Source organism: Methanococcus maripaludis C5 (genome assembly GCF_000016125.1).
In the GTDB taxonomy this organism is placed as follows: Archaea; AGJL01; Methanococci; order Methanococcales; family Methanococcaceae; genus Methanococcus; species Methanococcus maripaludis_D.
Map to the genome: position 1 here is coordinate 389,738 of NC_009135.1, position 20,858 is coordinate 410,595.

A 20,858-nucleotide genomic window follows, 5' to 3' on the forward strand; every position below is an offset into this window, starting at 1 on the left:
ACACCCTAAAAAAAGTTAAATAAATTAGAATTCGACAACAGTGTAGCTATTGTCAAGATATTTTTTGAGACTTACATGTCCGTGAAGCTCGTTTTCAAGAGCAATTTTTCCCTTTATGCTTGTAAAAACATCGAACATATGGGAGCATGCTTCACAAGCTACAAAATCATCTTTCAATGCTTCAACATGATCTTTTAACGGATGATCTGCTTTTAAAAGTTCATTGAACCATTTAACAGCTTCTCCTTCAAAGACAATTTTTACTTCGTCTCCTTTTTCTTTCATTTCTTTTGCAAAGAGCAGTGCATGGAATATTATTGGAACGTATGGTTTTCCCCCTTTATCATACGTAAATATCAAAAAACAAGCTTTCATAATTTACCCCCTCTAAAAAAATAATAATTAGTTAAAGTCTGCTTTCTTCATTTCTTTTTCCAGCAATTTTTGGATCGTAGCCTTCAAATCCGCATTCTGGAGTATAACAACTTACATCGTAGAAAGTACAGATTTCACCACAGTTTGGACATTTTTCAGGAACTTTTCCAGCATCGCCTTCAAACATGTATCCGCAGTTTGAACATTTCCACCATACCATATTTTCACCTTATGCAGTTTTTGTTGTTGTTTTTTCACTTTGGGGCGGAGTTCTGACTCTTTGTCCGAGGTCTCCATCAAGTATCATAACGTAATTTATGTCCCCACCAGTTAATTTCAATCTGTCAAGAATGTCTCTAAATGAAGATTCTTCTTCAATTTGTTCATTTACAAACCATTGAAGCATTGAAATTGCTGCATAATCTTTTACTTCATGTGCAATATCCATCAATTTATGGATTCGCCCTGTTACGTATTTTTCATGATTCAATCCATTTTCAAATACATCTGTGATAGAATTCCAGTCTGGTTCAGGTTTGTCAATTGCATTTAGCTGAAGGGTTTCACCCATATCGTGCAGGTATTTGTAAAATTTCATTGCATGGCCCATTTCTTCCTGAGCTTGAACTATGAACCAGTTTGAAATTCCTTTAAACCCCTCAGTTTCTGCATAATTTGACATTGCAAGGTATAGGTATGCTGAATAGAATTCTTTATTGATCTGTTCCTCTATTTCGTATCTTAACTTGCTATCCATATCTTAAACCCCCTATCGTATATGGATTATTGAATGCTGCAACTTTTAGATAATTTCATTGCAAGATCTTCTGCATTTTTTATTGGAAAATCACTGTCGTTTAAAAATTTAACAAGTTCTCCAGCTTCTAGTTCTCCGCAAGGCATAGAAATTCCGCAAGGTAGTGCACTTCCAAGTTCAACTTTATTTTTTATGGGAAACACGTTTTTGTCTTTAAAATAATCTGCTAGGCCAAGTTTGAAGTTTTCAATATCTTTTAATGCTTCACTAAGTGGATGGTTTGTAGTAATCATTGAATCACCAAATTTAGTTTTTTTATTCAATTTTTACTTCTTTTTCGTATTTCCAAAGCCCGTGAAGGTTGCAGAACATGTATGCAATGAGTTTAAGGGTATTTCCGTTATGTTCTTCATTTGGAGCTTTTATTTTTACAACAACATCTGGTTTAGAATGTTGTGTTAGCTGAACTCTTAAAAGCGGGTATTCTTCCACGTTTAATTCAATAAACTGGATAAAATGTCCATCTTCCATCGGATGTTCTACCCCTGCGGTATGAATTTTTACTTCATAAATTTCGTCAGGTTTCACTGAACTTTTACATTCTATCATTGGAACATGCTTTTTTTCAAAATCGGTTCCTTCTTTAAGTGTTTGAGCACTTACACAACCCATTGTATCCCCCCCAATTATAATTTGCTAACCATTTTCATGGCCTTTGTAAATGCGGGCATTCCAGAAGTTAATAATACAACCCGTAGTGCATCAATTATTTCTTCTTTAGTAATATTTAATTCGGTCATTCCACTTCGCATCTGCTTTTCTGTTGCGGTTTCGTCTCCAGTAGATGCAACGATTCCAATAGCGATTAATTTTTGAGTTTTGTAGTCTAAAACTTTTCCAGTAAATGCTGCTTTATTTAATCCGACAACAGCTTCGTAAATATCTGGATAGTCTTCTTTTACAATTTTCATTCCTTCTCCGAAAAAAACACCTTCTTTCATAAATATCCCCTCCGTTTTGAAATCATGTTAGTATTTTTTTATTATTTATTTTAATCCGAGCTTTTCAGTTACTGGATCTGCAGAAATAAAGTGAAGATCAAGTGCAACTTCTTTAGGGGTCATACCCATTGCCATACCAAGCAACTGAGCATAATGAATAACTGGTAATTGATATTCTCTTCCAAAAGTTTCTTTCATTTCAATCTGACCTCGATCAAACTGCAAATGACAGAATGGACATACCTCAGTTACACAATCACCCCCCACTGAGAGTATATTTTTAACTTTGGTTTCGGCCATTTCAAGTGCAACTTCTGGGTTTCTAGCCCTTACTCCACCTCCTGCTCCACAACACATATTTTTGTCTTTATAGTATATTGATTTTGCCCCGATAGCTTCAACGAGTCCATCAAGCGATTTTGGAACTTCCGAACTTTCAATGTGTTTTACATCGGTCGGCTTTAAGTAGTGGCAACCATAGTGAACCGCAATATTTAAATCAAGTGGTTCTTCCACTCTTTCAGCAATTTTTTCAGGCCCATAATCGAAATAAAGTACTTCAGTCAAGTGTCTTACTTCTGATTTTCCCGTAAACTCAAGACCGTGTTTTGAAAGAACCTCATTTACCTTATTTCTTGCTTTCTCATTTTCCTGTAAAATGTGGTTTGCTTCAAACAATGATCCATAGCAACCATTACATATTGTTAAAATATCCAAATCGGCCTGTTCTGCCATCACGATATTTCTTGCAGCAATTGTAAGCCATGTCATAAGGTCAAAAGAACCAAATACCCCTGGTGCAGGACAGCAAGAAGCCTGTTCAAATGGATGCAAAGTTATTCCGAGTTTGTCAAGTGCTTTATATGTCGCACTTTCGATTCCAGGATACCTATTTGGTGCAATACATCCCAAAAAGAACATGTATTCAAAATCAGATTCACTCATTTTAATTCACCCCTATTCCCCAGTTTTTTGAACATTTAATGGTTCTAAGTCCATAGTTTCCCTGCAAATTCCAACTTTTTTGCAGAAATTTAGTTCATCCATGATATCCCTTACCATTTCCAGAGCTTCAGGGTATTTGTGGGTTGTTGGAGGTATTTCAGTTAATCCTATTGCCAACCTTGCTTTTTTAATTTCATCGTTAACTGGGACAGCGTGGCCAGTTTTAAAGACAAGCAAACTGGTTTTTCGGTGCGGTTCTGCAATATAACCTTTTTCAGCAGCAACATTTCTTACAATTTTAATAATGTCGGTTATTTTTACTTCCCTTGGACACTTTTCATAGCATTCATAGCACGTTGTGCACATCCAAAGGTCATCACTTGATAAAATACTGTCAATTCCTGCAAGGGCACTTCTTATCAATTTTCTAGTTCTAAGTGGTGTTATTCTTCCACTTGGACATGCACCAGTACAGGTTCCGCACTGGTAACATTTTTGAAAAGAAGATGCATTTTTTCCAAATATCCATTCGCCAGCTTCAATAATCTGCTTTGGAAAATCTGGATTAAATTCACTAGATTTTAAAACCATTCAACTTCACCTCCCTCCATAATTAATTTTTATTTTAAAACTTGATATATATTTGCACATTCGAACAAGCTATTATACAGGAGGCTAATACCTAAAACAAATAATCATTAATAATATAAATGCAGAGGAATACTTACTAATTATCATAATTGATAATGATATTTTTAAAATTTAAATCTTAAATTTATCAAAATTTTAGGAATTATTTAAGTATTTTTGGAAGGGAAAAATCATGTACGAAGGAGAAATTGCAATCGGGCCAGTACACTCTACAATGCTTGAACCCCACAGATTGAGATTATTTATTGAAGATGAAATCGTAAAAGATGCAGAACTTACAATTGGTGTGAATCACAGGGGCGTTGAACGATTAATGGAAGGACTTCCCGTTGAGAAAGCATGTATATTATGTGAAAAAATTTGTGGAATCTGTTCGCATATTCACCTCTGGAGTGCGGCAAGAGTTGCTGAAATTGGATGCAACATCGAAGTTCCAGAACGTGCAAACCACATAAGAATTATTGTGGAAGAATTGGAGAGACTTCACTCACATACATTACTTTTTGGACACGCTTTTGAGATATTGGGCCACGAAACAATGTCTATGAGATGTTTTATGTTAAGGGAACCTATTATGCAGGTATTTTTTGAAATTTCTGGAAGTAGGGTTCACTACTCATGTCCGATAATTGGTGGAATTAGGCCAAGATGTAATATCTCTGAAACTCAAATTTCACATATACATGATAAAATCTCACAATATGAAGAAGGTTTAACTAAATTTATCGAAAGAATGTTAAATGATCCGATGATTATTTCAAGAGTAAAAGATGTAGGGGTAATGGATAGAAAAACAGCTGCGAAATTCCACGCAGTAGGTCCCACTGCAAGAGGTAGCAACGTAAAATCAGATATGCGGAAGTGGGGATGGGTTCCAGAATATGATCCTTACGACTTTGACGAAATATTATTTGACAGCGGAGATGTTTTTGCAAGGCTTGCGGTAAGGTTTTACGAGTGCCTTGAAAGTGTTAAAATCATAAGACAGGCGCTTGATGCTTTAAAAGATACCTCTGACAAAAGAATATACAATCCAAATTACGAATTAAACGAATTTAAGCCGATAAACTGTTACACCGAAGCTCAAAGGGGAGAACAGTACTATTCATACGGGTTGGATGACGAAGGACTAGTGAGGCAGGCAAAAATCAGAACTCCAACTGCAACCAATCTTGGTGCAATGGAAGATATTGTAAAAGGATACCACGTAAGTGACGCAGAATTAATTATTGCAAGTTGTGATCCTTGCTTTACATGTACTGACAGGTTAATGGTTTTAAAAGAACCGTTTAAGAAATAAAATTTATTTAAAAACTTTCAAATCTTTTTTTACCTATTTGGTGGTTTTATGATTGTAAAAGATGTCATGAACGAAAATTTTTTAAGAGTTTCTCCAAACGATATTGTAGGTGAAGTAGTTCAGTCGTTATATAAAAATAAAAAAAGCTATGCACCCGTAATTGAAGACGAAGAAATTGTTGGATGGGTTACTGCACTAGATTTACTTACTGGATGTAAACACGTTAAAACAGAAGAAGCAATGCTTTTTTTAGACGAAATTAAAACAATAAATCCGAACGATGAACTTTCAGACGAGTTAATCTCCGAAATGATAACAAACGAAGTTTTTGCATACCCTGTCGTTGAGAACGATAAAATTGTTGGAACTCTGAGTTCCTTTGATATTTTGAAAAAATTAACATCAAAATAAAAATTCTTTTTTTTCTTTTTACATTAAAATTTAAAAAAATAGAAAAATAATATTTTTAGTTTATTTACAGATCTCTTGGATCAACAATTTCTCCCTTAACAGCACATGCTGCAGCAGTAATTGGTGATGCAAGGTAAACGTCTGATTCTAATGAGCCTTCTCTTCCTCTGAAGTTTCTGTTTGATGTTGCAATTCCAACTTCTCCAGGGCCTAAAAGCCCGTATAATGCACCCATACATGCAGAACATGACGGATTTGTTACAACACAACCGTACTGGTAGAATTTTTTAATTAATCCTTCATCAATAGCTTCAAGCATAATGCTTCTTGACGCAGGAGTTACAACAACTCGGATGTCTTTTGAAATTCCGCCATGTTTTTCAATAACTTCTAAAGCAGCTCTCAAATCTTCAAGTCTTCCATTTGTACATGAACCAATGAATACCTGATCAATTGGAGTTCCAGCAACTTCTCTAACAGCTTTTACATTGTCCACGTTGTGAGGGCATGCCATAACAGGTTCAAGGTTGCTTACATCGATTTCGAATTTTTTTTCAAATTCTGCATCTTTATCTCCAAGAATAAATTCGAATGGTTTTGCAGTGTTGTTCATTTCCATTGCATTTTTTACATAATTAATTGTTTTATCGTCAGGAGCAATCAGTCCTGCTTTTCCGCCCATTTCGATAGCCATGTTTGACATGGTCATTCTTGATGCAATAGTCATGTTGTCAACAGTGTTTCCTGCAAACTGTGCAGCTTTGTATGTTGCACCATCAGCTCCAACCATTCCAATAATGCTCAAAATTACATCTTTTGACATTACTTCTGGTTTCAATTCTCCTGTTATATTGAAGTAAAGTGTTTCTGGAACTTTAAACCATAATTCACCAGTTGCAAATGCTGCGGCCATGTCGGTGCTTCCAATTCCTGTTGCAAATGCACCAAATGCACCGTAGGTACAGGTGTGGCTGTCTGCACCGACTACAACAGTTCCTGGAACTATATGTCCTTTTTCTGGGAGAACCTGGTGACAAACTCCTTCTCGAATGTCGTAGAAGTGTTTGATGTTTTGTTCTTTTACAAAGTTTCTCATCAATATATGATTTTCAGCAGCGTTGATGCTATCAGCAGGTATTTGGTGGTCGAATGGAATCACAATCTTTTCATTGTCCCAGACTTTTGAAATACCTTCTTTTTTGAGGGTATTTACGGAAAGTGGTCCAGTGATATCATGAACCATCGCGGTTTCTACTTTAGCCATAACGATGTCTCCAGGTGAAACCTGAGTATTTCCTGAAGCTTTTGCCAAAATTTTTTCAGCTAGGGTCATTGCCATGTTTATACCTCCATATAGCACCATATGACAAATAAGGCGTACTTACTTGGAAAGTATTATATATCAGAACTATTTATTTATTTCTACGAATTAGAATTAGCAGTTGTTTTTTTATTATGCGAGGTGCGAATATGATGGATACACAAAGACCATTAGACGCTTTAGGTAAATCAATCAATACAAACGTAACAGTTTTCTTAAAAGACGGAAAAGTTGTTAAAGGAAGATTAAAAGCATACGACTTACACATGAACGTTGCTTTAGAAAACGCTAAAATCGAAAACGATGAAGAAAAAGAGTTCCCAATGTTAGTCGTAAGAGGAGACAACGTACTTTACGTTTCATTATAATTTCTTCGATTCAACAGTTAATTTTTTATGTGATCTCGATATATCGAATAAGGTTAAAGATAAACACGGTGAAGTAAATGACAAAAGGAACACCATCACAAGGTAAACACAATAAAGGTTCAAACCATATTGTATGTAGAAGATGTGGAAGAAGATCATTCCACGTAAGAAAAAAAGTATGTGCCGCATGCGGATTTGGTAAAAGCTCAAAAATCAAAAGATTTGCATGGCAATGGAAAAAAGTTACCGGAAAAGGAAACAGAGTAAAATAATACACCCACTTTCTTTTTTATTACTTAAAATAAAAATCCAAACTAACTTTTTTACACTCGTTTAAACTCAATTTTTGTAACACTTATATATCAGTATAATTTAGTTATTCTATCAATCTTATTCTGTGATAATCATGTGTGGAATCTTTGGAATTTATTCTCATGAAAAAAGTAACATTGTCAAAAAAGTTTACTATGGCCTTTACGCGCTTCAGCACAGGGGGCAAGAAGGTGCTGGAATCGCTGTCGGAAACGGCAAAGAAATAGGCCACTACAAGGGATTGGGATTGGTTCCGGAAGTATTTTCAAACAAAGAATTACAAAATTTGTACGGTCACATTGGCGTAGGTCATGTAAGGTACTCTACAACCGGCAGAAACACAATTGAAAACTGTCAGCCATTTGTCGTAAACAGCACTTTTGGAAAAATTGCAATTACCCACAATGGAGATATTGTAAATTCAAAAGAATTAAAAAATGAACTCGAAAAAAAAGGACATATTTTTGTTTCTACAACGGATTCTGAAGTTATTGCTCAACTTTTAGTTAGGGAACTTTTGAAAAACGATGATATTATTTCTGCAGTCACAAATGTGACAAAAAAATTAAACGGTGCTTACTCTCTTTTAATTATCTACGATGATACATTGATCGCTATAAGGGATCCAAACGGATTTAAGCCATTATGTATTGGAAAAGATGACGGCGCATACTATTTCAGTTCTGAAAGTTGTGCTCTTGATATTGTTGATGTTGAATTCGAAAGGGACGTTGCCCCTGGAGAGATGGTTGTTGTAAACAAAGACGGACTTAAAACATACAAATTACCAAATGCAAAAGAAAAAGCATCTACCTGCATGTTTGAATACGTTTATTTTGCAAGACCGGATTCAGTAATCGATGGAGTAAGTGTTTATGAGGTAAGAAGAAACATCGGAAAGATTTTAGCAAGAGAAGCTCCTGAAGAAGTTGATATTGTATCCCCAGTTCCAGATTCGGGAATTATTTTTTCACAAGGATACACTGAAGAAGCAGAAAGTCCTTACTACGAAGCGTTGATTAAAAATAGATACATTGGAAGAACATTCATCCTTCCAACACAGGAAGAAAGAGATCTTGCAGTAAGATTGAAGTTAAACCCTGTAAAACACCTTTTAAAAGATAAAAAAGTTCTTTTAATAGATGACAGTATTGTTCGGGGAACTACCTCTGGAAAAATCATGAAAATGGTTAAAAAAGCAGGTGCAAAAGTGGTTCACTTGAGAATCGGGTCTCCAAGAATTGTTTCACCATGTTTTTACGGAATAGACATGGCTACAACAAAGGAATTAATTGCAAATTCAAAAACCAATGAAGAAATAGCTGAAATGATCGGTGCAAATTCAGTTGCATATTTAAGTGTTGAAGGATTAGTTGAGGCAATTGGAAGGGATGACCTCTGTTTAGCATGTTTAAACGGAGAATATCCAACAGACGTGTCATGCAAATTTGAACGTGGAAGTTGCAAAAAATAAAATTTTAATTTTCTATTTTTTAAATATTTTAAAAATTTCAAAAAAAAGTAATTATTTCTTAAATTTTGAAAAAATGTTTCTTTTTAATTTTTCAAAGAAACTTTCGTTATACATTTCTTCGATTTTATCCATGTCAACGTATGACCCGGTAACTTTTAGCGCTAATTCAGTATATGCTTTTGAAGCAGGGCTTCTTGGGCTGTACTGGATTACATCCATTTTTTTAAGGGTTGCATTTCTGATATTCCCATCTTCCGGAATCAATCCAACAATTCTTTCTTCCAAAATCATTTCAATTTCGTCAGGCCCCATTTCACCGAAATCTTTTCCAGTTCTATTCAAAACAATTCCCATTACGTTAGTTCCTGCCATTTCACTGCTTTCTTTAATTTTCATCGCATCAGCAATTGAAAAAAGTTCAGGAGTTACTACTAGAAGGATTTTATCTGCAATTGCAAGGTGAATTGCCATATCTTTATTCAAACCTGCTGGAGCATCGATAATTACGTAATCGTATTCATCAGCAATTTCATTTATAACATCAGGGAATAAATCGAGGTCAGATTTTTTGTAACCTGCAATAGAAAGGCTTGCTGGAAGTACAAAAGCACCGGTTTTATGTTCGTAAATTGCATCTCTTACAGAGCATTCTTCCGCGAGAACTTCATGAATGGATGGCCTGTTTTTTTCAAAATCAAATATTAGCCCTAAATTGGCCATTGAAATATCGCCATCAATTACAATAGTTTTTTTGCCGAGTTTGGACAGTGCAACCGCCAAATTTGCAGACGTTGTGGTTTTTCCAACTCCACCTTTTCCAGAAGCTACCGTAATAATCATGAAATCACCAAATAAAACAAAATAAATCGTGTAACTAACTACTTATTATTTAATTTAAAGTATTTGTATTTAGTTATTTGTAACGGAAAAAGTATTTAATTGAACAGATACTATTCAATAGAAACTCAAACTAATAATCAGGTTATACAAAATGGAAGAATTAATTCTTGGAATAGTTCAAGGACTTACTGAATTTTTACCGATTTCAAGTTCTGGACACCTTGCAATATTTACTGCAATTTTTAACAGCACGCCAGATGTTGGGTATTTTGCATTTTTACACCTTGCAACATTTTTGGCAGTTTTGATTTTTGTAAAATCAGAAGTTTTTGAGATAGTAAATGGGATTTCAAAAAAAGATAACGAATACATAAACCTTGCTTCAAAACTTGTTTTATCAACGATTCCGGCAGTTATTGTTGGATTATGTTTTGGAGATTTTATAGAATCAGTTTTTTCGTCAACTTTTTTGATAGGGGTTTTTTTATCAATTACTGGAATATTAATGCTTCTTTCAGATAAACTGAATCAAAATTTAAAAACAATTAAATCTATTCCGTATCTGGATGCAATGATTGTAGGAATATTTCAGGCTTTTTCAGTTCTTCCAGGAATTTCAAGAAGTGGAACAACACTTTTTGCAGCGCTTTTTTTAGGGATGAAAAAAGAAGATGCTGTGAAGTATTCATTTTTAATGGGCCTTCCGGTAACATTTGGTGCAGGGATACTAGAACTTCAAAAAGTATCTTTTTCAGCAGAACAGCTATTTGGATTCGTTATTTCATTTTTAACAGGACTTTTAGGATTATATCTCGTTAAAAAAATGGTAATTGGCGGAAAACTTAAAATTTTTGGATATTACTGCTTTTTAGCTTCATTTTTTGTATTAATGTTTTTGTAGTAAATTGATAAAAATGAGGGATATTTTGAAAATTAGATTGATAATACTCAGTATCATGATTTCAATAATTTTTGCAGGATGCGCTGATCAAAACCCCGAAGAATATTATTCTGAAGGAATTATGCAGTATAACGCTGGAAATTACACTGAATCAATAGATTTATTTGAAAAAGCAATTCAATTAAACCCTGAAGAATCGAAATACTGGCTCATGAAAGGAGAAGCGCTTTACAATTTAGAAAGATACGAAGAATCAGTCGACTGCTACAATTATGTTATAAATGTAATTGAAGATGAGTACAATAAAGAGATATGGGCTGCAAAAGCAGAAGCTTTAAGGCACATTGATGGAAAAGAAGTCGAATCAGAAATCGCTGAAGCAAGAGCAAAATAAAAAATAAATTAAAATCAAAAATTAAAGGAATTTCTCGATTTTTGAAAGATCGGGAAATTTTAAAACTTCTTCTCCAATAACAATTGGAAAAATGTCCTCTTTTTTAACTTTTTTTAAGTAGGGTGACATGAAGTTTTTTTCAAGTTCATTTATTTTAACACCTGATGCAATGTTTGAAAATGCAGGTGTTACAAGTATTTCAAAGTTATTTTGAACTATTTCAAGATATGAAGGAAATCGCTGCTTATTTATTTCTAAAACTGGATGTTCATGACCCATAATCAAGAGATCAAAGTTAAAATCAACGTCAAATGTTTTGTCTCCATGAACCATTAAAATTTTATCTTCAAGTAAATAATCTAAAATTTTAAAATTGGTATTTTCTTTGAGTATGTATTCGAGCATTATGTCATGATTTCCGCGAATTATGATTACTTCATAATTTTTTAAAAGAGAATTCAATTCTCGAACCGTTTCGTAAACTTTGTATGGAACTTTTTGAAAGTGATGAAGAAAATCCCCTAAGAAAACTAATTTTTCAGGCTTGAATTCAACTATTAAATTTTTAAGCCTTTCTAGAAGTTCTTTTTTTTCATTCAATGGAAATAAAACACCGGTTCGTCGAATAAATTCTTCCATTCCAACGTGGACATCTGCAAGTATCAATGTTTTAGTTTCCTCTAAAAATACTGCATTATCTTTAAACTGGAGTTCATGTCCGTTGATTTCCATATTTACTCCTCAAGCGAAATTCCCTTTTCATATTCAATCATTTTGATTACCATCTGGTGGAAATCTTTTAAAAGCTGGTTTTTATTTTCAGCAAGGACTGAATCACTTGCAGTGAGTGTGGCAATTCCAAAGCTCATCGGAGTAGGAATTGGAACATCTATTACTTTAATTTTTAATTTTCCACTTCTAATTTCGCCCAAAACTTCACGAATATTGTCAAGTTCAAGCGAATCTTCGATTATTTCCCGCAAAGTTTCTTCAAGAGGTGCAAATCTATCGAGGCTTTTTGCGTAATTTATTAAAAGATCTGCGCTAACTTGCTGTTTTTTTGCAGATTTTTTATTCCCAATGTAATTTCTCAAAATCATGAGGCTTCTTGTTGCATTTATTCTAAACATTCTTTTCAAGAGGTTTGTTCCATCAAGAGCCTGTTTTAAGATATCTTTTATATTTTCGGGAGTTAATGATCGAATTACACTTTCAATATCAACTTTTTGATTTTTCGCAAATTCAAGTGAAAATCCGGTATCAGAAATACTTACCAAAACTCCAAGTTTGTACTGTTTACTCAAAGCGTAAGCAACAGCTCTGCTGAATCCATCGTTAAATTTCCTTCCGTAATTGCTGTGGAAATAGTAGTGCATTTTTTTGTCAAAAATATGGCCTTCCACAACCATTTTATTTAATGTACTAACACTATCGTTTCCCTTGTATAATATCTGCTGGTTAAAAAGCCCGTAAAGACTTTTCGTAGCATTTGAATCAAGCGGGTATTCATTCAAAAGTTCAAGAAGTCGGCCTGCATTATATTTCGAAACAGCTTCCTTTTTAAAAAGAAGTATATTTCTTCCAAGGTCGTAGCTCAAAGGCAGTCTTTCAGAGTACCAGCTAGGAATATTTGGTCTTTCACTTGTTTTATCGACATAAACCTTACTCCCCCGTCGGTACTGAAATTTAAGATGTTCTCCACCAAGTGTAAAGACATCGCCCTTTTCAAGCCTGTCTAAATACTGTTCATCGAGTTTTCCAATCCAAACCGTAGTTCCTCTTAAATAAACATCACAGCTGAAATCATCCGGAATTGTCCCGATATTCATGTAATAAATTGCTCGCGCAGTTCTTCCGGTTTTTCCAATCATTTGGGTGTCTGGATCGTACCATATTTTAGAATATATCCTTTTTTCATCCATTCCTGCGTATGACGCAGTCATATAATTTAAAAGAATTTTAAAATCTTCATCCGTAATATCGTGGTAATTGTAGCTTCTTCTAACGATATTTTTTACTCTTTCAAGTTCGATGTATCCATTTATCGCAATTCCGTAAATATGTTGTATTAAAACGTCAAGTGGGCCTTTTGGAATGTGTACTTTATCGATAAATCCATCCAATGCTTTTTTTAGCATTACAGCACACTCTAAAAGTTCATCCCTATCAAGTGCGATTATTCTACCCTTTGCAACCTTTCCAATCCCGTGTCCTGCCCTCCCAATTCTTTGAAGCATTGTTTTAACACTTTTTGGGCTTCCAACCTGTACAACAAGATCGATATATGGCATATCAATACCAAGTTCAAGGCTGCTGCTAGTTGTTGCAAATTTTAGGTTTCCAGTTTTCAGCTTTTCTTCGAGTTCGAGCCTTTTTTCTTTGGATAGGCTCCCGTGGTGGCATCCGCTATTTGTTTCATCGTATTTTTCAGGATAACGCTTTCTAAGATTATACAAAACTCTTTCAGCACCCCCTCTTGTATTTGTAAATATCAGTGTATTTTCGTGGGTTTGAATTAATCTATCAAGTTTTTCATAGAGTTTTTCAGAAATTTCTTTTGGAGTTTTATTGATCAAATCATCAACGGGACACAGTAATTTTAGATCGTATCCTCTAACAAATCTTGTATCGACTATTTCAACAGGCCGGTTGTATCCATCGTCATAGTAACCTCCAAGGTAGTCTGCAACCATTTCTAAAGGTTCAACAGTTGCACTGCATCCTATTCTTAAGAATTCCTGATTTGTAAGTTCTCGAAGTCTTTCAAGGCTTAAGCTTAAGTGTACTCCCCTTTTATTATCTGCAAGTGCGTGGATTTCATCGATAATTACCCACTGAACAGTTTTCAACTTTTCTTTAAATTTTGGTGAATTTAATATGATTGCAAGAGTTTCTGGAGTCGTATTTAAAATATGTGGCGTATTTTTAAGCATTTTTGATTTTTCATAGTTTGAAGTGTCTCCATGCCTTATTGCATGTTTAATTCCCGTGATTTCATTTCCATCTTCTTTTAAAATTTCTTTAATTTCTGTTAATGGTTCATCTAAATTTACGTGAATGTCGTTTGCAAGACTTTTTAACGGGCTGATGTAGAGACAATAAATGCTGTTTTTTAGCCCTTCTTCTTTTTCAATTCTAAATAGTTCGTTTATAATTGCAATAAAGCTGCTAAGAGTTTTTCCACTTCCGGTTGGACTGCAAATTAAAGTATTTCTTCCAAAGTGTATTTTTGGAATTGCAAGTCTTTGGGGGGGCGTAAAATATCCATTATTAATTGATTTATAGGGCTCAAATTTATTTACCCACCATTTTTTGACAGCGGGTTCAAATAAATCTAATATTTCGCCATCATTTTTCAACCCAAATGGATATTCTGGATTTTTTAAGTTTTCTGAAGCAGATGATTGGATAATATCACCGTAAAAATTATGGTGTAAATTTGTAAATTTTTTAAATCTAATTTTTGAACTGAGTGGGTTTAAAAGTAACTAAAAAATAAGTATTGGCAGAAGTATTTTGAAGCATTGCTATATGTATTTTTGGATCTATAAAAAAGTGGAATAATATTAGTGGAATTTTTCTTTTAATTTTTGTACTTGTTTTTCAATAATTCGTTTTTTCAAATTAACTTGGATTGCACCAACTGGGCATGCTGCAACGCATATTTTACAGTTGTGGCAGTCAGAAACATCAAATGCATAGTATTTTCCGTCAGCATCTTGTTTATAAATTCTAGGGCCTTTTGGACACTTATCGTAACATTTACCGCAACCTGTGCACTTTTCCTTATCAACAATGATTTCTACAGTCATGGCTTTCACGTTTAAAATTTTCTGAATTTCGACAGATTTAGTTCTAATTATTAATGGTACTGAAATATATTTAACATTATCCTTACTAAAATCGTCAAAATCTCTCAAAATAGTTTAGAAAACGTCCCAATATGTAAATTATAATTTTTAATTAAATTGAAAAATAAAAGATGATTATTTTATATATTTTTTAATTAGTTCATGCATGTTTTCAGCGGATTTTAAGATATTTTCTGCACCAACGATTGCAGATACAACTGCAACACCCGATACTCCGCATTCCAATACATTTTCAACATTTGAATGGTTAATACCACCAATTGCAACAATTGGAAGATTTGCAATTTTTGAAATATCTTTTAACCCATCAAGTCCAAGATTTCTCGCATCAAGTTTTGTATTTGTGGAATAAACCGCACCAACACCTAAGTAATCAGCACCTTCATATTCTGCAGTTTTCATTTCATCAATGTTGTATGCAGATGCTCCGATTATTAAATTAGGTGCAATTTCTTTAATTTTTGAAACAGGCATATCATCAATTCCAACATGAATTCCATCCGCATTTACGGCCTGCGCTACATCGAGCCTGTCGTTTACAAAAAACAAGGCATCATATTCAGACGTTAATGTTCTGAGTTTATTTCCAACTTCAATCATTTTACGAGTACTTGAAGTTTTCATTCGAAGTTGAATGGATGAAGCACCTCCTTTCAGAGCTTTTTCAACAGAACTAACTTCATCTGAATAATTACTGTCAGTTATTACGTAAAATTTTAATTTATCCTTAAATTTCAAATTTATTCACCTTAGCTTTTTCGAAAACTAATTTTTCATCAATTCTGTATAGCCAGTCGTATACTTTTGCTTGGAATGTTCCTGGATACGGGGCTTCGCTAAATGCCATTTCAGCAGAAATTCCATAAACTGTAAGTCCACTTACAGCAGCTTTTAGTGGTTCATCAACTGCGGAAAATGCACCAATAATTGATGTACTCGCACAGCCGGTTCCTGTAACTTTTGAAAGCATTGGATGTCCATTTGAAATTGCGTAAATTTCTTTCCCATTGCTTACATAGTCGACTGGGCCAGTTACTGCTGAAACTGTGTTGAATTCTTTTGCAGCATTTTTAGAAAGTTCGATAGCTTCATTACTGTCGTATGCAGCACTATCCACGCCTCTTGTTTTTCCATGTTCCCCTAAAACTGCAGCAATTTCACCAAAATTTCCTCTTAAAACTGAAATATCTGCAAAGTCGAGTATTTTTAAGGCTGTTTTTGTTCTTAATTTGGTGGCACCCGCACCAACTGGATCGAGTATTATTGGTTTTTTAAGGTCACTTGCAATTTTTGCAGCTTTTTCCATTGACGGAATCCAGTATTCATCAAGAGTTCCAATGTTTACTACTAAGGCACTTGCAATCGAAACCATTTCTTCTAATTCATCCATTGCATGGGCCATTACAGGAGAAGCACCAAGTGCCAAAAGCGAATTTGCAGTGGAGTTCATTACAACGTAATTGGTAATGTTTTGAACGAGTGGGTTAGTTTCCCTTAATTTTGTAAGATTTTTTGCTACAAAGTCCATTTTTTCACCGATTTCTCCAAATTATCATTTAATAAAACCATATCAGTATTTAAAAACATGTCGGTAAAAAAGTTTCCGAAAAAAGTCCAAATTTGTCATGTATCTATCTTAATAATAATGTATAACGTATATATATAGATTGATATCAATATAAAAAACATGAAATAAGGATGATATTGTTTTATGGTAAGTTAAATGGTGAAAATTATGGACGAAAAGGACATGAAAATACTTGATTTTTTGATAACTGATGGAAGAAAACCTTTTACCGAGATTGCAAAGGAATTGAAGACAAGTGAAAGTTCCGTTAGAAAAAGAGTTAAGAAAATGGAAGAAGAAGGGGTAATAAAAGGATATTCCGTGATGGTCGATACTCCAAAGATGGGTTACAATGTTGTTGCACAAACGGGATTTGATACAAACCCCGAAGACTTTTTGTCAGTTGCACAGGAACTTTGTACCTTTGAGGAAGTAAAAAAGGTTTTTACTTCAACGGGGGATCACATGATTATGACAGAAATCTGGGCGAAAGACGGAAAAGAACTTTCAGAAATTATATTTAATAAGTTGGGAAAAATTAAAGGAATCAAAAAAGTCTGTCCCGCAATTATATTGGAACAGTTAAAATAAAAAAAGAATTATTTAAAGTATCTATCTAAAATTCCTTTTAACATTTTAGCGTGTCTTGCTTCGTCTCTTGAACTTTCTTCAAAGAAATCATGGATGTGCTCGAGCCCTTCTTTTTCAGCTAAATCTGCAGCTGCCTTTTTTTCGTTGTTGGCCATTGTTTCACCTTCATACATCATCTCAAGGTTTTCTTTTAATGTGGCCTTAATTACGCCATTCATTTCAACGAATTTTGAAGCATGTTCTGCTTCTTCAAATGCAATTGTTTTTAAAACTTCTGCAATTTCTGGGAGGCCTTCTCTTTGTGCTTGTCTAGCCATTGCAAGGTACATTCCAACTTCCATGCATTCCCCTTTAACGTTTCCCCCAACTTCTTTTTCAAGCGCCGTACCTTTTGAAATTCCGATTTTGTGTTCGTTTACAAGTTCCATAATTTTCACCATATATCTTATTAATTTTGAAACATGCCTTTATTTTTAATTTCAAAATTTATTTTACTCTATTTTATATTAAGGGGTATATTTTAGGTTTTATTTTAGGATATATTGTATGTATTGGTATATTACTTTAGTTAAATATATTTATTAATTTCTGTTCAGAGGCATTGTTTTCAAATTATTTTATTTTTATTCTATTTATTTCCGATTATAGGTATAAAGAAGCCTAAATATTACATTAACCCTACGAAATTCGCAAAAATGATTTAAAAAGTGACGATATTCGAAACAGTTTTTCTAAAAATTTTAAGGGCCATAAAATTAAAAATTAAAGTTTAAAAAAGGATTATTCTATTAAAAAATAAATTAAATAGCGTTAATGTTTTTTCCAAGCTCATTTCCAAGAGAATAGCATTTTTCAAGTTCTTCTTCATTTGGAATGTAGTATAATTCATATTCATTAACTACATCAAAACCAGAACTACTGAGTTCGTTTGCAATTTTTTCAATTGCACCGCCTCTTCCACCCATAGAACCAAATGTTAACGCCAATTTCTTAAATCCTGTCCTATCAAATCTAAGTCCTCTTAAGTAGTACATTAAATCTCCAATGCTTGGGAAAGGCTGGTCGTTAATGGTTGGAATTCCAAATAAAACGGCTTTACTGTCAAGAATATCTTTTACAATTTCACTTCTCTCATCAGCGTGTAAATTGTAAATTACAACTTCGATTCCTTCTGACATTAAGCCTTCTGCAAACGCATGGGCCATTTTTTGAGTGGAATAGTGCATTGTGTCATATACAATTGTAGCTTTGTTTTTACACTGTCCTGTTGCAAAATTTTGATATGCTGAGATTACTTTCACTGGATCAGTCCAGATTTGGCCGTGCGATGGTGCAATCATTTTTATTTTTTCAAGTAATCCTAACGAAATCACCTGCTCAAACTTCTTTAAAACAAGTTTTGAGAGTGGAGTAATTAAATTTGCGTAAAACTTCTGATTTGCATCCATTAAAATATTTTCAGGAATTTCATAGTCAAATCGTTTAGTAAGGCACAAATGTTGTCCAAATGCATCGTTTGAGAATAAAATTCCTTCTTCAGCGTAGAGTGTAAACATGCTGTCAGGCCAGTGTAAAAGTGGAGCTTCTAAAAATGTAAGCGTTTTTCCACCTAAATCGATACTTTCAAGTGATTTTACAACTTTAAATGGTGCATCTTTTAGTCTTGCGTAGTGTTTTTTTAAACCTTCAACTGCAACTTCAGTACAGTAAATTGGAGCGTTTGGAAACTTCTTAGTAACTTCAACTAAAGCCCCACTGTGGTCTTTTTCAACGTGATTTTGAACAACCACATCGATATTGAATTCCTTTCCTTCTTTTTCAAAAGCATCTTTAATCCTTCCCCACATCTGGGCAGAAGTTCCAGGGTACACGTTGTCAATTAACGCTGCCTTTTCATCCCCAAATACGAGGTATGCGTTATATGTAGTTCCTTTTAGTGTATATCCGTGGTATGATCGGATATCCCAGTCGTATGTTCCAACCCAGTAAACTCCGTCACTAATTTTCACTGCATCTGCTTTCATGAAAATGCCCTCCAAAACTTGGATAAGAAATGAGTTAATACTATTGTAATTTATAAAAAGAATCTATTTATATAATTTTATATTTAGAATTATTATTCCATCAAAAGAGGTAAAAATAAGGATTATTTTAAGTAGTTTTCGATAATTATTCCTTTTTTATCACAGATATTTTTTAATTTTTTATAGAGTATTTCATCAATTTCAAAACCATTTTTCTTACCTTCACAGTTTCTAGCTTCAACGTCTCCAGGAATTAAAATTTCTGAAGCTCCTTCAGAAAGGTTTGAATTTTTTATTTCATCAACTAAATAATCAGTTTTATCCAAAAATTCGCTTTTTTCACCGAAAAATTCAGGATTTATTGCAATAAAAAAGTCTCCTTTAGTACATTTTTCATCAGCCCGTGCAGTTCCTTTTACCTTTGTTCCAAGTTCTGCACCACCGATTGCAGAGAGAATTTCGACAGCCATTGCAATTCCGTATCCTTTAATTCCGCCAAATGGTAAAATACTACCTGCAAGTGCTTGATCCGGATCAGTTGTAATATTTCCATTGATATCTACTGCTGCATTTTCTGGAAGTATTTTTCCAAGACGTTTTGCTTCAAAGATTTTGCCCCTTGCAACTGATGCTGTTGCCATATCCAATGAATATTTGTGTTTTTTTCCTTCGACGGCAATTGCAATTGGATTTGTTCCCAAAATTTTATCTTTTCCACCGTATGGTGCCATTGCAGGTTCAGTATTCGTAATTGCAATTCCAATCATTCCGTTTTTCGAAGCTCTTTCTGAATAATGCCCAGTAATTCCAAAGTGATTTGAATTATATGTAGCAACTGCACCAATTCCTACATTTTTCGCTTTTTCAACTGCTAAATCCATTGCCATTGCAGCTGTAACGTAACCCAATGCTAAATCCCCATTTATAGTTGCAGTTGCAGGGCTTTCCTTTTCAATTTTTATATTGGGGTCAATTTTTATATTTTGAGTTTCAAGGCCAATTATTGTTTGTGGAAATCTTCCAATACCGTGTGAAGTAAATCCTTTTAAGTCTGCTTCAGTGTAAATTTCAGCAGTAATTTTTGCATGTTCTTCTTGAACGCCGTATGCCATTAAAATATCAGAAAGTAACTTTTTTTCCCCTTCAGGAGTAATTATATGCACCATATATGATTCCTCCAATAATTAAAGCTTTAAATATCCCATGTTATAGTAAACGACGCTTCCATCAGCATCAACTATCGCAATAATTAATTCTTTTCTAACTGAGTGTGCAACCCTAACAAATCCAGTAATTTCTGAAATTTCACAAGGAATTTCTTCTGAGAACACTTTTACAAGGTATCTCGAGTGAATTTCATCAATATTGCTTCTTTCGTAAAGTCTAAAATCAGAGCCGTATTTTAAACCAGTTCGAACAGTATATCCTCTGTTTCTGAGGTCTTTATATGCCAAATATCGAATGCACAATTTTCTATCGATATTCTGTGCGACATCGTATACTTCTTCAAATGAAAGCAGTTTATTTTTTTTATCTTTCAAAGATATCCAGTTTTTTGATACGAGGTAGAGCCCCTCTACAAATGAGAGCGACAAAAAATTTTCGTGAAGTTCTCCGTATCTTTTTTCGTTTAAACGGGATATTCCATCTTTATCGTAAATCACAATTCTCTCGTCCGAGAGTTTTGCAGGTATTGTCTTTTTAGGTTTCGCCATTATATTTCCTCAAATTAAAAATAAAAATATCAGAATAAA

27 protein-coding genes are annotated in these 20,858 nt (G+C 33.9%); 8 read left to right on the forward strand and 19 right to left on the reverse strand.

The window, feature by feature from the left end; genetic code table 11:
- Positions 1–24: 24 nt before the first annotated feature.
- The 8 genes from MMARC5_RS02165 to hdrC are packed head-to-tail and all read right to left on the reverse strand — an operon-like array spanning position 25 to position 3,669.
- Positions 25–375 carry a DsrE family protein gene (locus MMARC5_RS02165; protein ID WP_011868196.1) on the reverse strand — a complete coding sequence of 117 codons (351 nt, stop codon included), beginning with the start codon at positions 373–375 and terminating at the stop codon, positions 25–27.
- Positions 376–406: 31 nt separating this feature from the next.
- Positions 407–595 carry a rubredoxin-like domain-containing protein gene (locus MMARC5_RS02170; RefSeq protein WP_011868197.1) on the reverse strand — a complete coding sequence of 63 codons (189 nt, stop codon included), beginning with the start codon at positions 593–595 and terminating at the stop codon, positions 407–409.
- A gap of 9 nt (positions 596–604) precedes the next feature.
- The gene (locus tag MMARC5_RS02175; protein ID WP_011868198.1) at positions 605–1,132 is read right to left on the reverse strand and encodes a ferritin; all 528 of its coding nucleotides are present in this window, start codon (positions 1,130–1,132) and stop codon (positions 605–607) included.
- A 26-nt stretch (positions 1,133–1,158) separates the two neighbouring features.
- Entirely contained in the window at positions 1,159–1,425 is a 267-nt protein-coding gene (locus MMARC5_RS02180) for an MTH865 family protein (RefSeq protein ID WP_011868199.1), read from the reverse strand.
- Between the two features lie 22 nt (positions 1,426–1,447).
- Positions 1,448–1,804 (reverse strand): class II SORL domain-containing protein, encoded by a 357-nt coding sequence (locus MMARC5_RS02185; RefSeq protein ID WP_011868200.1) that lies wholly within the window; start codon positions 1,802–1,804, stop codon positions 1,448–1,450.
- A 14-nt stretch (positions 1,805–1,818) separates the two neighbouring features.
- Entirely contained in the window at positions 1,819–2,133 is a 315-nt protein-coding gene (locus MMARC5_RS02190) for a carboxymuconolactone decarboxylase family protein (protein ID WP_011868201.1), read from the reverse strand.
- Between the two features lie 45 nt (positions 2,134–2,178).
- On the reverse strand, positions 2,179–3,078 hold the full coding sequence (gene hdrB, locus MMARC5_RS02195) for a CoB--CoM heterodisulfide reductase subunit B (protein ID WP_011868202.1): 900 nt from the start codon (positions 3,076–3,078) through the stop codon (positions 2,179–2,181).
- Between the two features lie 12 nt (positions 3,079–3,090).
- A complete protein-coding gene (gene hdrC / locus MMARC5_RS02200) occupies positions 3,091–3,669 on the reverse strand; it encodes a CoB--CoM heterodisulfide reductase subunit C (RefSeq protein WP_011868203.1) in 579 nt (192 codons plus the stop codon).
- Between the two features lie 232 nt (positions 3,670–3,901).
- Here hdrC and MMARC5_RS02205 point away from each other — a divergent pair, with 232 nt between their 5' ends.
- Entirely contained in the window at positions 3,902–5,029 is a 1,128-nt protein-coding gene (locus tag MMARC5_RS02205; protein WP_011868204.1) for a hydrogenase large subunit, read from the forward strand.
- 48 nt (positions 5,030–5,077) lie between these two features.
- Positions 5,078–5,440 carry a CBS domain-containing protein gene (locus tag MMARC5_RS02210; protein WP_011868205.1) on the forward strand — a complete coding sequence of 121 codons (363 nt, stop codon included), beginning with the start codon at positions 5,078–5,080 and terminating at the stop codon, positions 5,438–5,440.
- Positions 5,441–5,504: 64 nt separating this feature from the next.
- On the opposite strand, the gene MMARC5_RS02215 is transcribed toward MMARC5_RS02210, so the two are convergent.
- On the reverse strand, positions 5,505–6,779 hold the full coding sequence (locus MMARC5_RS02215) for a 3-isopropylmalate dehydratase large subunit (RefSeq protein WP_011868206.1): 1,275 nt from the start codon (positions 6,777–6,779) through the stop codon (positions 5,505–5,507).
- Between the two features lie 131 nt (positions 6,780–6,910).
- Between MMARC5_RS02215 and MMARC5_RS02220 the strand changes: the two genes are divergently transcribed.
- From MMARC5_RS02220 to purF, 3 genes are all read left to right on the forward strand, one after another.
- Positions 6,911–7,129, forward strand: a complete 219-nt coding sequence (locus tag MMARC5_RS02220; RefSeq protein WP_011868207.1) for an LSm family protein — start codon at positions 6,911–6,913, stop codon at positions 7,127–7,129.
- Between the two features lie 77 nt (positions 7,130–7,206).
- Positions 7,207–7,401, forward strand: coding sequence for a 50S ribosomal protein L37e (locus MMARC5_RS02225; protein WP_011868208.1), 195 nt, complete (start codon positions 7,207–7,209; stop codon positions 7,399–7,401).
- A 134-nt stretch (positions 7,402–7,535) separates the two neighbouring features.
- Complete coding sequence (gene purF, locus MMARC5_RS02230; protein WP_011868209.1) at positions 7,536–8,915, forward strand: amidophosphoribosyltransferase; 1,380 nt, start codon at positions 7,536–7,538, stop codon at positions 8,913–8,915.
- A gap of 51 nt (positions 8,916–8,966) precedes the next feature.
- On the opposite strand, the gene minD is transcribed toward purF, so the two are convergent.
- On the reverse strand, positions 8,967–9,755 hold the full coding sequence (gene minD, locus MMARC5_RS02235) for a cell division ATPase MinD (protein ID WP_011868210.1): 789 nt from the start codon (positions 9,753–9,755) through the stop codon (positions 8,967–8,969).
- Positions 9,756–9,906: 151 nt separating this feature from the next.
- Between minD and MMARC5_RS02240 the strand changes: the two genes are divergently transcribed.
- Both MMARC5_RS02240 and MMARC5_RS02245 read left to right on the forward strand, forming a co-directional pair.
- Entirely contained in the window at positions 9,907–10,656 is a 750-nt protein-coding gene (locus MMARC5_RS02240; RefSeq protein ID WP_011868211.1) for an undecaprenyl-diphosphate phosphatase, read from the forward strand.
- Positions 10,657–10,681: 25 nt separating this feature from the next.
- Positions 10,682–11,050: a tetratricopeptide repeat protein gene (locus tag MMARC5_RS02245; RefSeq protein ID WP_231288456.1), complete on the forward strand. Its 369-nt coding sequence runs from the start codon at positions 10,682–10,684 to the stop codon at positions 11,048–11,050.
- Between the two features lie 21 nt (positions 11,051–11,071).
- Here the strand turns inward: MMARC5_RS02245 and MMARC5_RS02250 are convergent, their stop codons facing one another.
- From MMARC5_RS02250 to thiM, 5 genes are all read right to left on the reverse strand, one after another.
- Positions 11,072–11,782: a metallophosphoesterase gene (locus MMARC5_RS02250; RefSeq protein WP_011868213.1), complete on the reverse strand. Its 711-nt coding sequence runs from the start codon at positions 11,780–11,782 to the stop codon at positions 11,072–11,074.
- A 2-nt stretch (positions 11,783–11,784) separates the two neighbouring features.
- Complete coding sequence (locus MMARC5_RS02255) at positions 11,785–14,409, reverse strand: ATP-dependent helicase (RefSeq protein WP_011868214.1); 2,625 nt, start codon at positions 14,407–14,409, stop codon at positions 11,785–11,787.
- A 207-nt stretch (positions 14,410–14,616) separates the two neighbouring features.
- The gene (locus tag MMARC5_RS02260) at positions 14,617–14,862 is read right to left on the reverse strand and encodes a 4Fe-4S binding protein (protein ID WP_011868215.1); all 246 of its coding nucleotides are present in this window, start codon (positions 14,860–14,862) and stop codon (positions 14,617–14,619) included.
- A 174-nt stretch (positions 14,863–15,036) separates the two neighbouring features.
- Entirely contained in the window at positions 15,037–15,660 is a 624-nt protein-coding gene (gene thiE, locus MMARC5_RS02265) for a thiamine phosphate synthase (RefSeq protein WP_011868216.1), read from the reverse strand.
- The gene (thiM, locus tag MMARC5_RS02270; RefSeq protein WP_011868217.1) at positions 15,650–16,450 is read right to left on the reverse strand and encodes a hydroxyethylthiazole kinase; all 801 of its coding nucleotides are present in this window, start codon (positions 16,448–16,450) and stop codon (positions 15,650–15,652) included. Before thiM ends, thiE begins: the two co-directional genes overlap by 11 nt.
- Positions 16,451–16,657: 207 nt before the next feature.
- On the opposite strand from thiM, the gene MMARC5_RS02275 reads away from it, so the two are divergent.
- Complete coding sequence (locus MMARC5_RS02275) at positions 16,658–17,080, forward strand: AsnC family transcriptional regulator (protein WP_011868218.1); 423 nt, start codon at positions 16,658–16,660, stop codon at positions 17,078–17,080.
- Positions 17,081–17,088: 8 nt separating this feature from the next.
- Here the strand turns inward: MMARC5_RS02275 and MMARC5_RS02280 are convergent, their stop codons facing one another.
- The 4 genes from MMARC5_RS02280 to endA all read right to left on the reverse strand — a co-directional run bounded on the left by MMARC5_RS02280 (position 17,089) and on the right by endA (position 20,822).
- A complete protein-coding gene (locus MMARC5_RS02280; RefSeq protein WP_011868219.1) occupies positions 17,089–17,508 on the reverse strand; it encodes a ferritin-like domain-containing protein in 420 nt (139 codons plus the stop codon).
- Between the two features lie 372 nt (positions 17,509–17,880).
- Positions 17,881–19,104 carry an FprA family A-type flavoprotein gene (locus MMARC5_RS02285; RefSeq protein ID WP_011868220.1) on the reverse strand — a complete coding sequence of 408 codons (1,224 nt, stop codon included), beginning with the start codon at positions 19,102–19,104 and terminating at the stop codon, positions 17,881–17,883.
- Between the two features lie 122 nt (positions 19,105–19,226).
- The gene (comC, locus tag MMARC5_RS02290; protein ID WP_011868221.1) at positions 19,227–20,270 is read right to left on the reverse strand and encodes an L-sulfolactate dehydrogenase; all 1,044 of its coding nucleotides are present in this window, start codon (positions 20,268–20,270) and stop codon (positions 19,227–19,229) included.
- An 18-nt stretch (positions 20,271–20,288) separates the two neighbouring features.
- Positions 20,289–20,822: a tRNA-intron lyase gene (gene endA / locus MMARC5_RS02295; protein ID WP_196793266.1), complete on the reverse strand. Its 534-nt coding sequence runs from the start codon at positions 20,820–20,822 to the stop codon at positions 20,289–20,291.
- Positions 20,823–20,858: the final 36 nt, after the last annotated feature.

Coding starts and splice junctions, on each gene's coding strand:
- MMARC5_RS02165 (WP_011868196.1), bottom strand. CDS start 375: ATGAAAGCTTGTTTTTTGATATTTACGTATGATAAAGGGGGAAAACCA.
- MMARC5_RS02170 (WP_011868197.1), bottom strand. CDS start 595: ATGGTATGGTGGAAATGTTCAAACTGCGGATACATGTTTGAAGGCGAT.
- MMARC5_RS02175 (WP_011868198.1), bottom strand. CDS start 1,132: ATGGATAGCAAGTTAAGATACGAAATAGAGGAACAGATCAATAAAGAA.
- MMARC5_RS02180 (WP_011868199.1), bottom strand. CDS start 1,425: ATGATTACTACAAACCATCCACTTAGTGAAGCATTAAAAGATATTGAA.
- MMARC5_RS02185 (WP_011868200.1), bottom strand. CDS start 1,804: ATGGGTTGTGTAAGTGCTCAAACACTTAAAGAAGGAACCGATTTTGAA.
- MMARC5_RS02190 (WP_011868201.1), bottom strand. CDS start 2,133: ATGAAAGAAGGTGTTTTTTTCGGAGAAGGAATGAAAATTGTAAAAGAA.
- hdrB (WP_011868202.1), bottom strand. CDS start 3,078: ATGAGTGAATCTGATTTTGAATACATGTTCTTTTTGGGATGTATTGCA.
- hdrC (WP_011868203.1), bottom strand. CDS start 3,669: ATGGTTTTAAAATCTAGTGAATTTAATCCAGATTTTCCAAAGCAGATT.
- MMARC5_RS02205 (WP_011868204.1), top strand. CDS start 3,902: ATGTACGAAGGAGAAATTGCAATCGGGCCAGTACACTCTACAATGCTT.
- MMARC5_RS02210 (WP_011868205.1), top strand. CDS start 5,078: ATGATTGTAAAAGATGTCATGAACGAAAATTTTTTAAGAGTTTCTCCA.
- MMARC5_RS02215 (WP_011868206.1), bottom strand. CDS start 6,779: ATGGCAATGACCCTAGCTGAAAAAATTTTGGCAAAAGCTTCAGGAAAT.
- MMARC5_RS02220 (WP_011868207.1), top strand. CDS start 6,911: ATGATGGATACACAAAGACCATTAGACGCTTTAGGTAAATCAATCAAT.
- MMARC5_RS02225 (WP_011868208.1), top strand. CDS start 7,207: ATGACAAAAGGAACACCATCACAAGGTAAACACAATAAAGGTTCAAAC.
- purF (WP_011868209.1), top strand. CDS start 7,536: ATGTGTGGAATCTTTGGAATTTATTCTCATGAAAAAAGTAACATTGTC.
- minD (WP_011868210.1), bottom strand. CDS start 9,755: ATGATTATTACGGTAGCTTCTGGAAAAGGTGGAGTTGGAAAAACCACA.
- MMARC5_RS02240 (WP_011868211.1), top strand. CDS start 9,907: ATGGAAGAATTAATTCTTGGAATAGTTCAAGGACTTACTGAATTTTTA.
- MMARC5_RS02250 (WP_011868213.1), bottom strand. CDS start 11,782: ATGGAAATCAACGGACATGAACTCCAGTTTAAAGATAATGCAGTATTT.
- MMARC5_RS02260 (WP_011868215.1), bottom strand. CDS start 14,862: ATGACTGTAGAAATCATTGTTGATAAGGAAAAGTGCACAGGTTGCGGT.
- thiM (WP_011868217.1), bottom strand. CDS start 16,450: ATGGACTTTGTAGCAAAAAATCTTACAAAATTAAGGGAAACTAACCCA.
- MMARC5_RS02275 (WP_011868218.1), top strand. CDS start 16,658: ATGGACGAAAAGGACATGAAAATACTTGATTTTTTGATAACTGATGGA.
- MMARC5_RS02280 (WP_011868219.1), bottom strand. CDS start 17,508: ATGGAACTTGTAAACGAACACAAAATCGGAATTTCAAAAGGTACGGCG.
- MMARC5_RS02285 (WP_011868220.1), bottom strand. CDS start 19,104: ATGAAAGCAGATGCAGTGAAAATTAGTGACGGAGTTTACTGGGTTGGA.
- comC (WP_011868221.1), bottom strand. CDS start 20,270: ATGGTGCATATAATTACTCCTGAAGGGGAAAAAAAGTTACTTTCTGAT.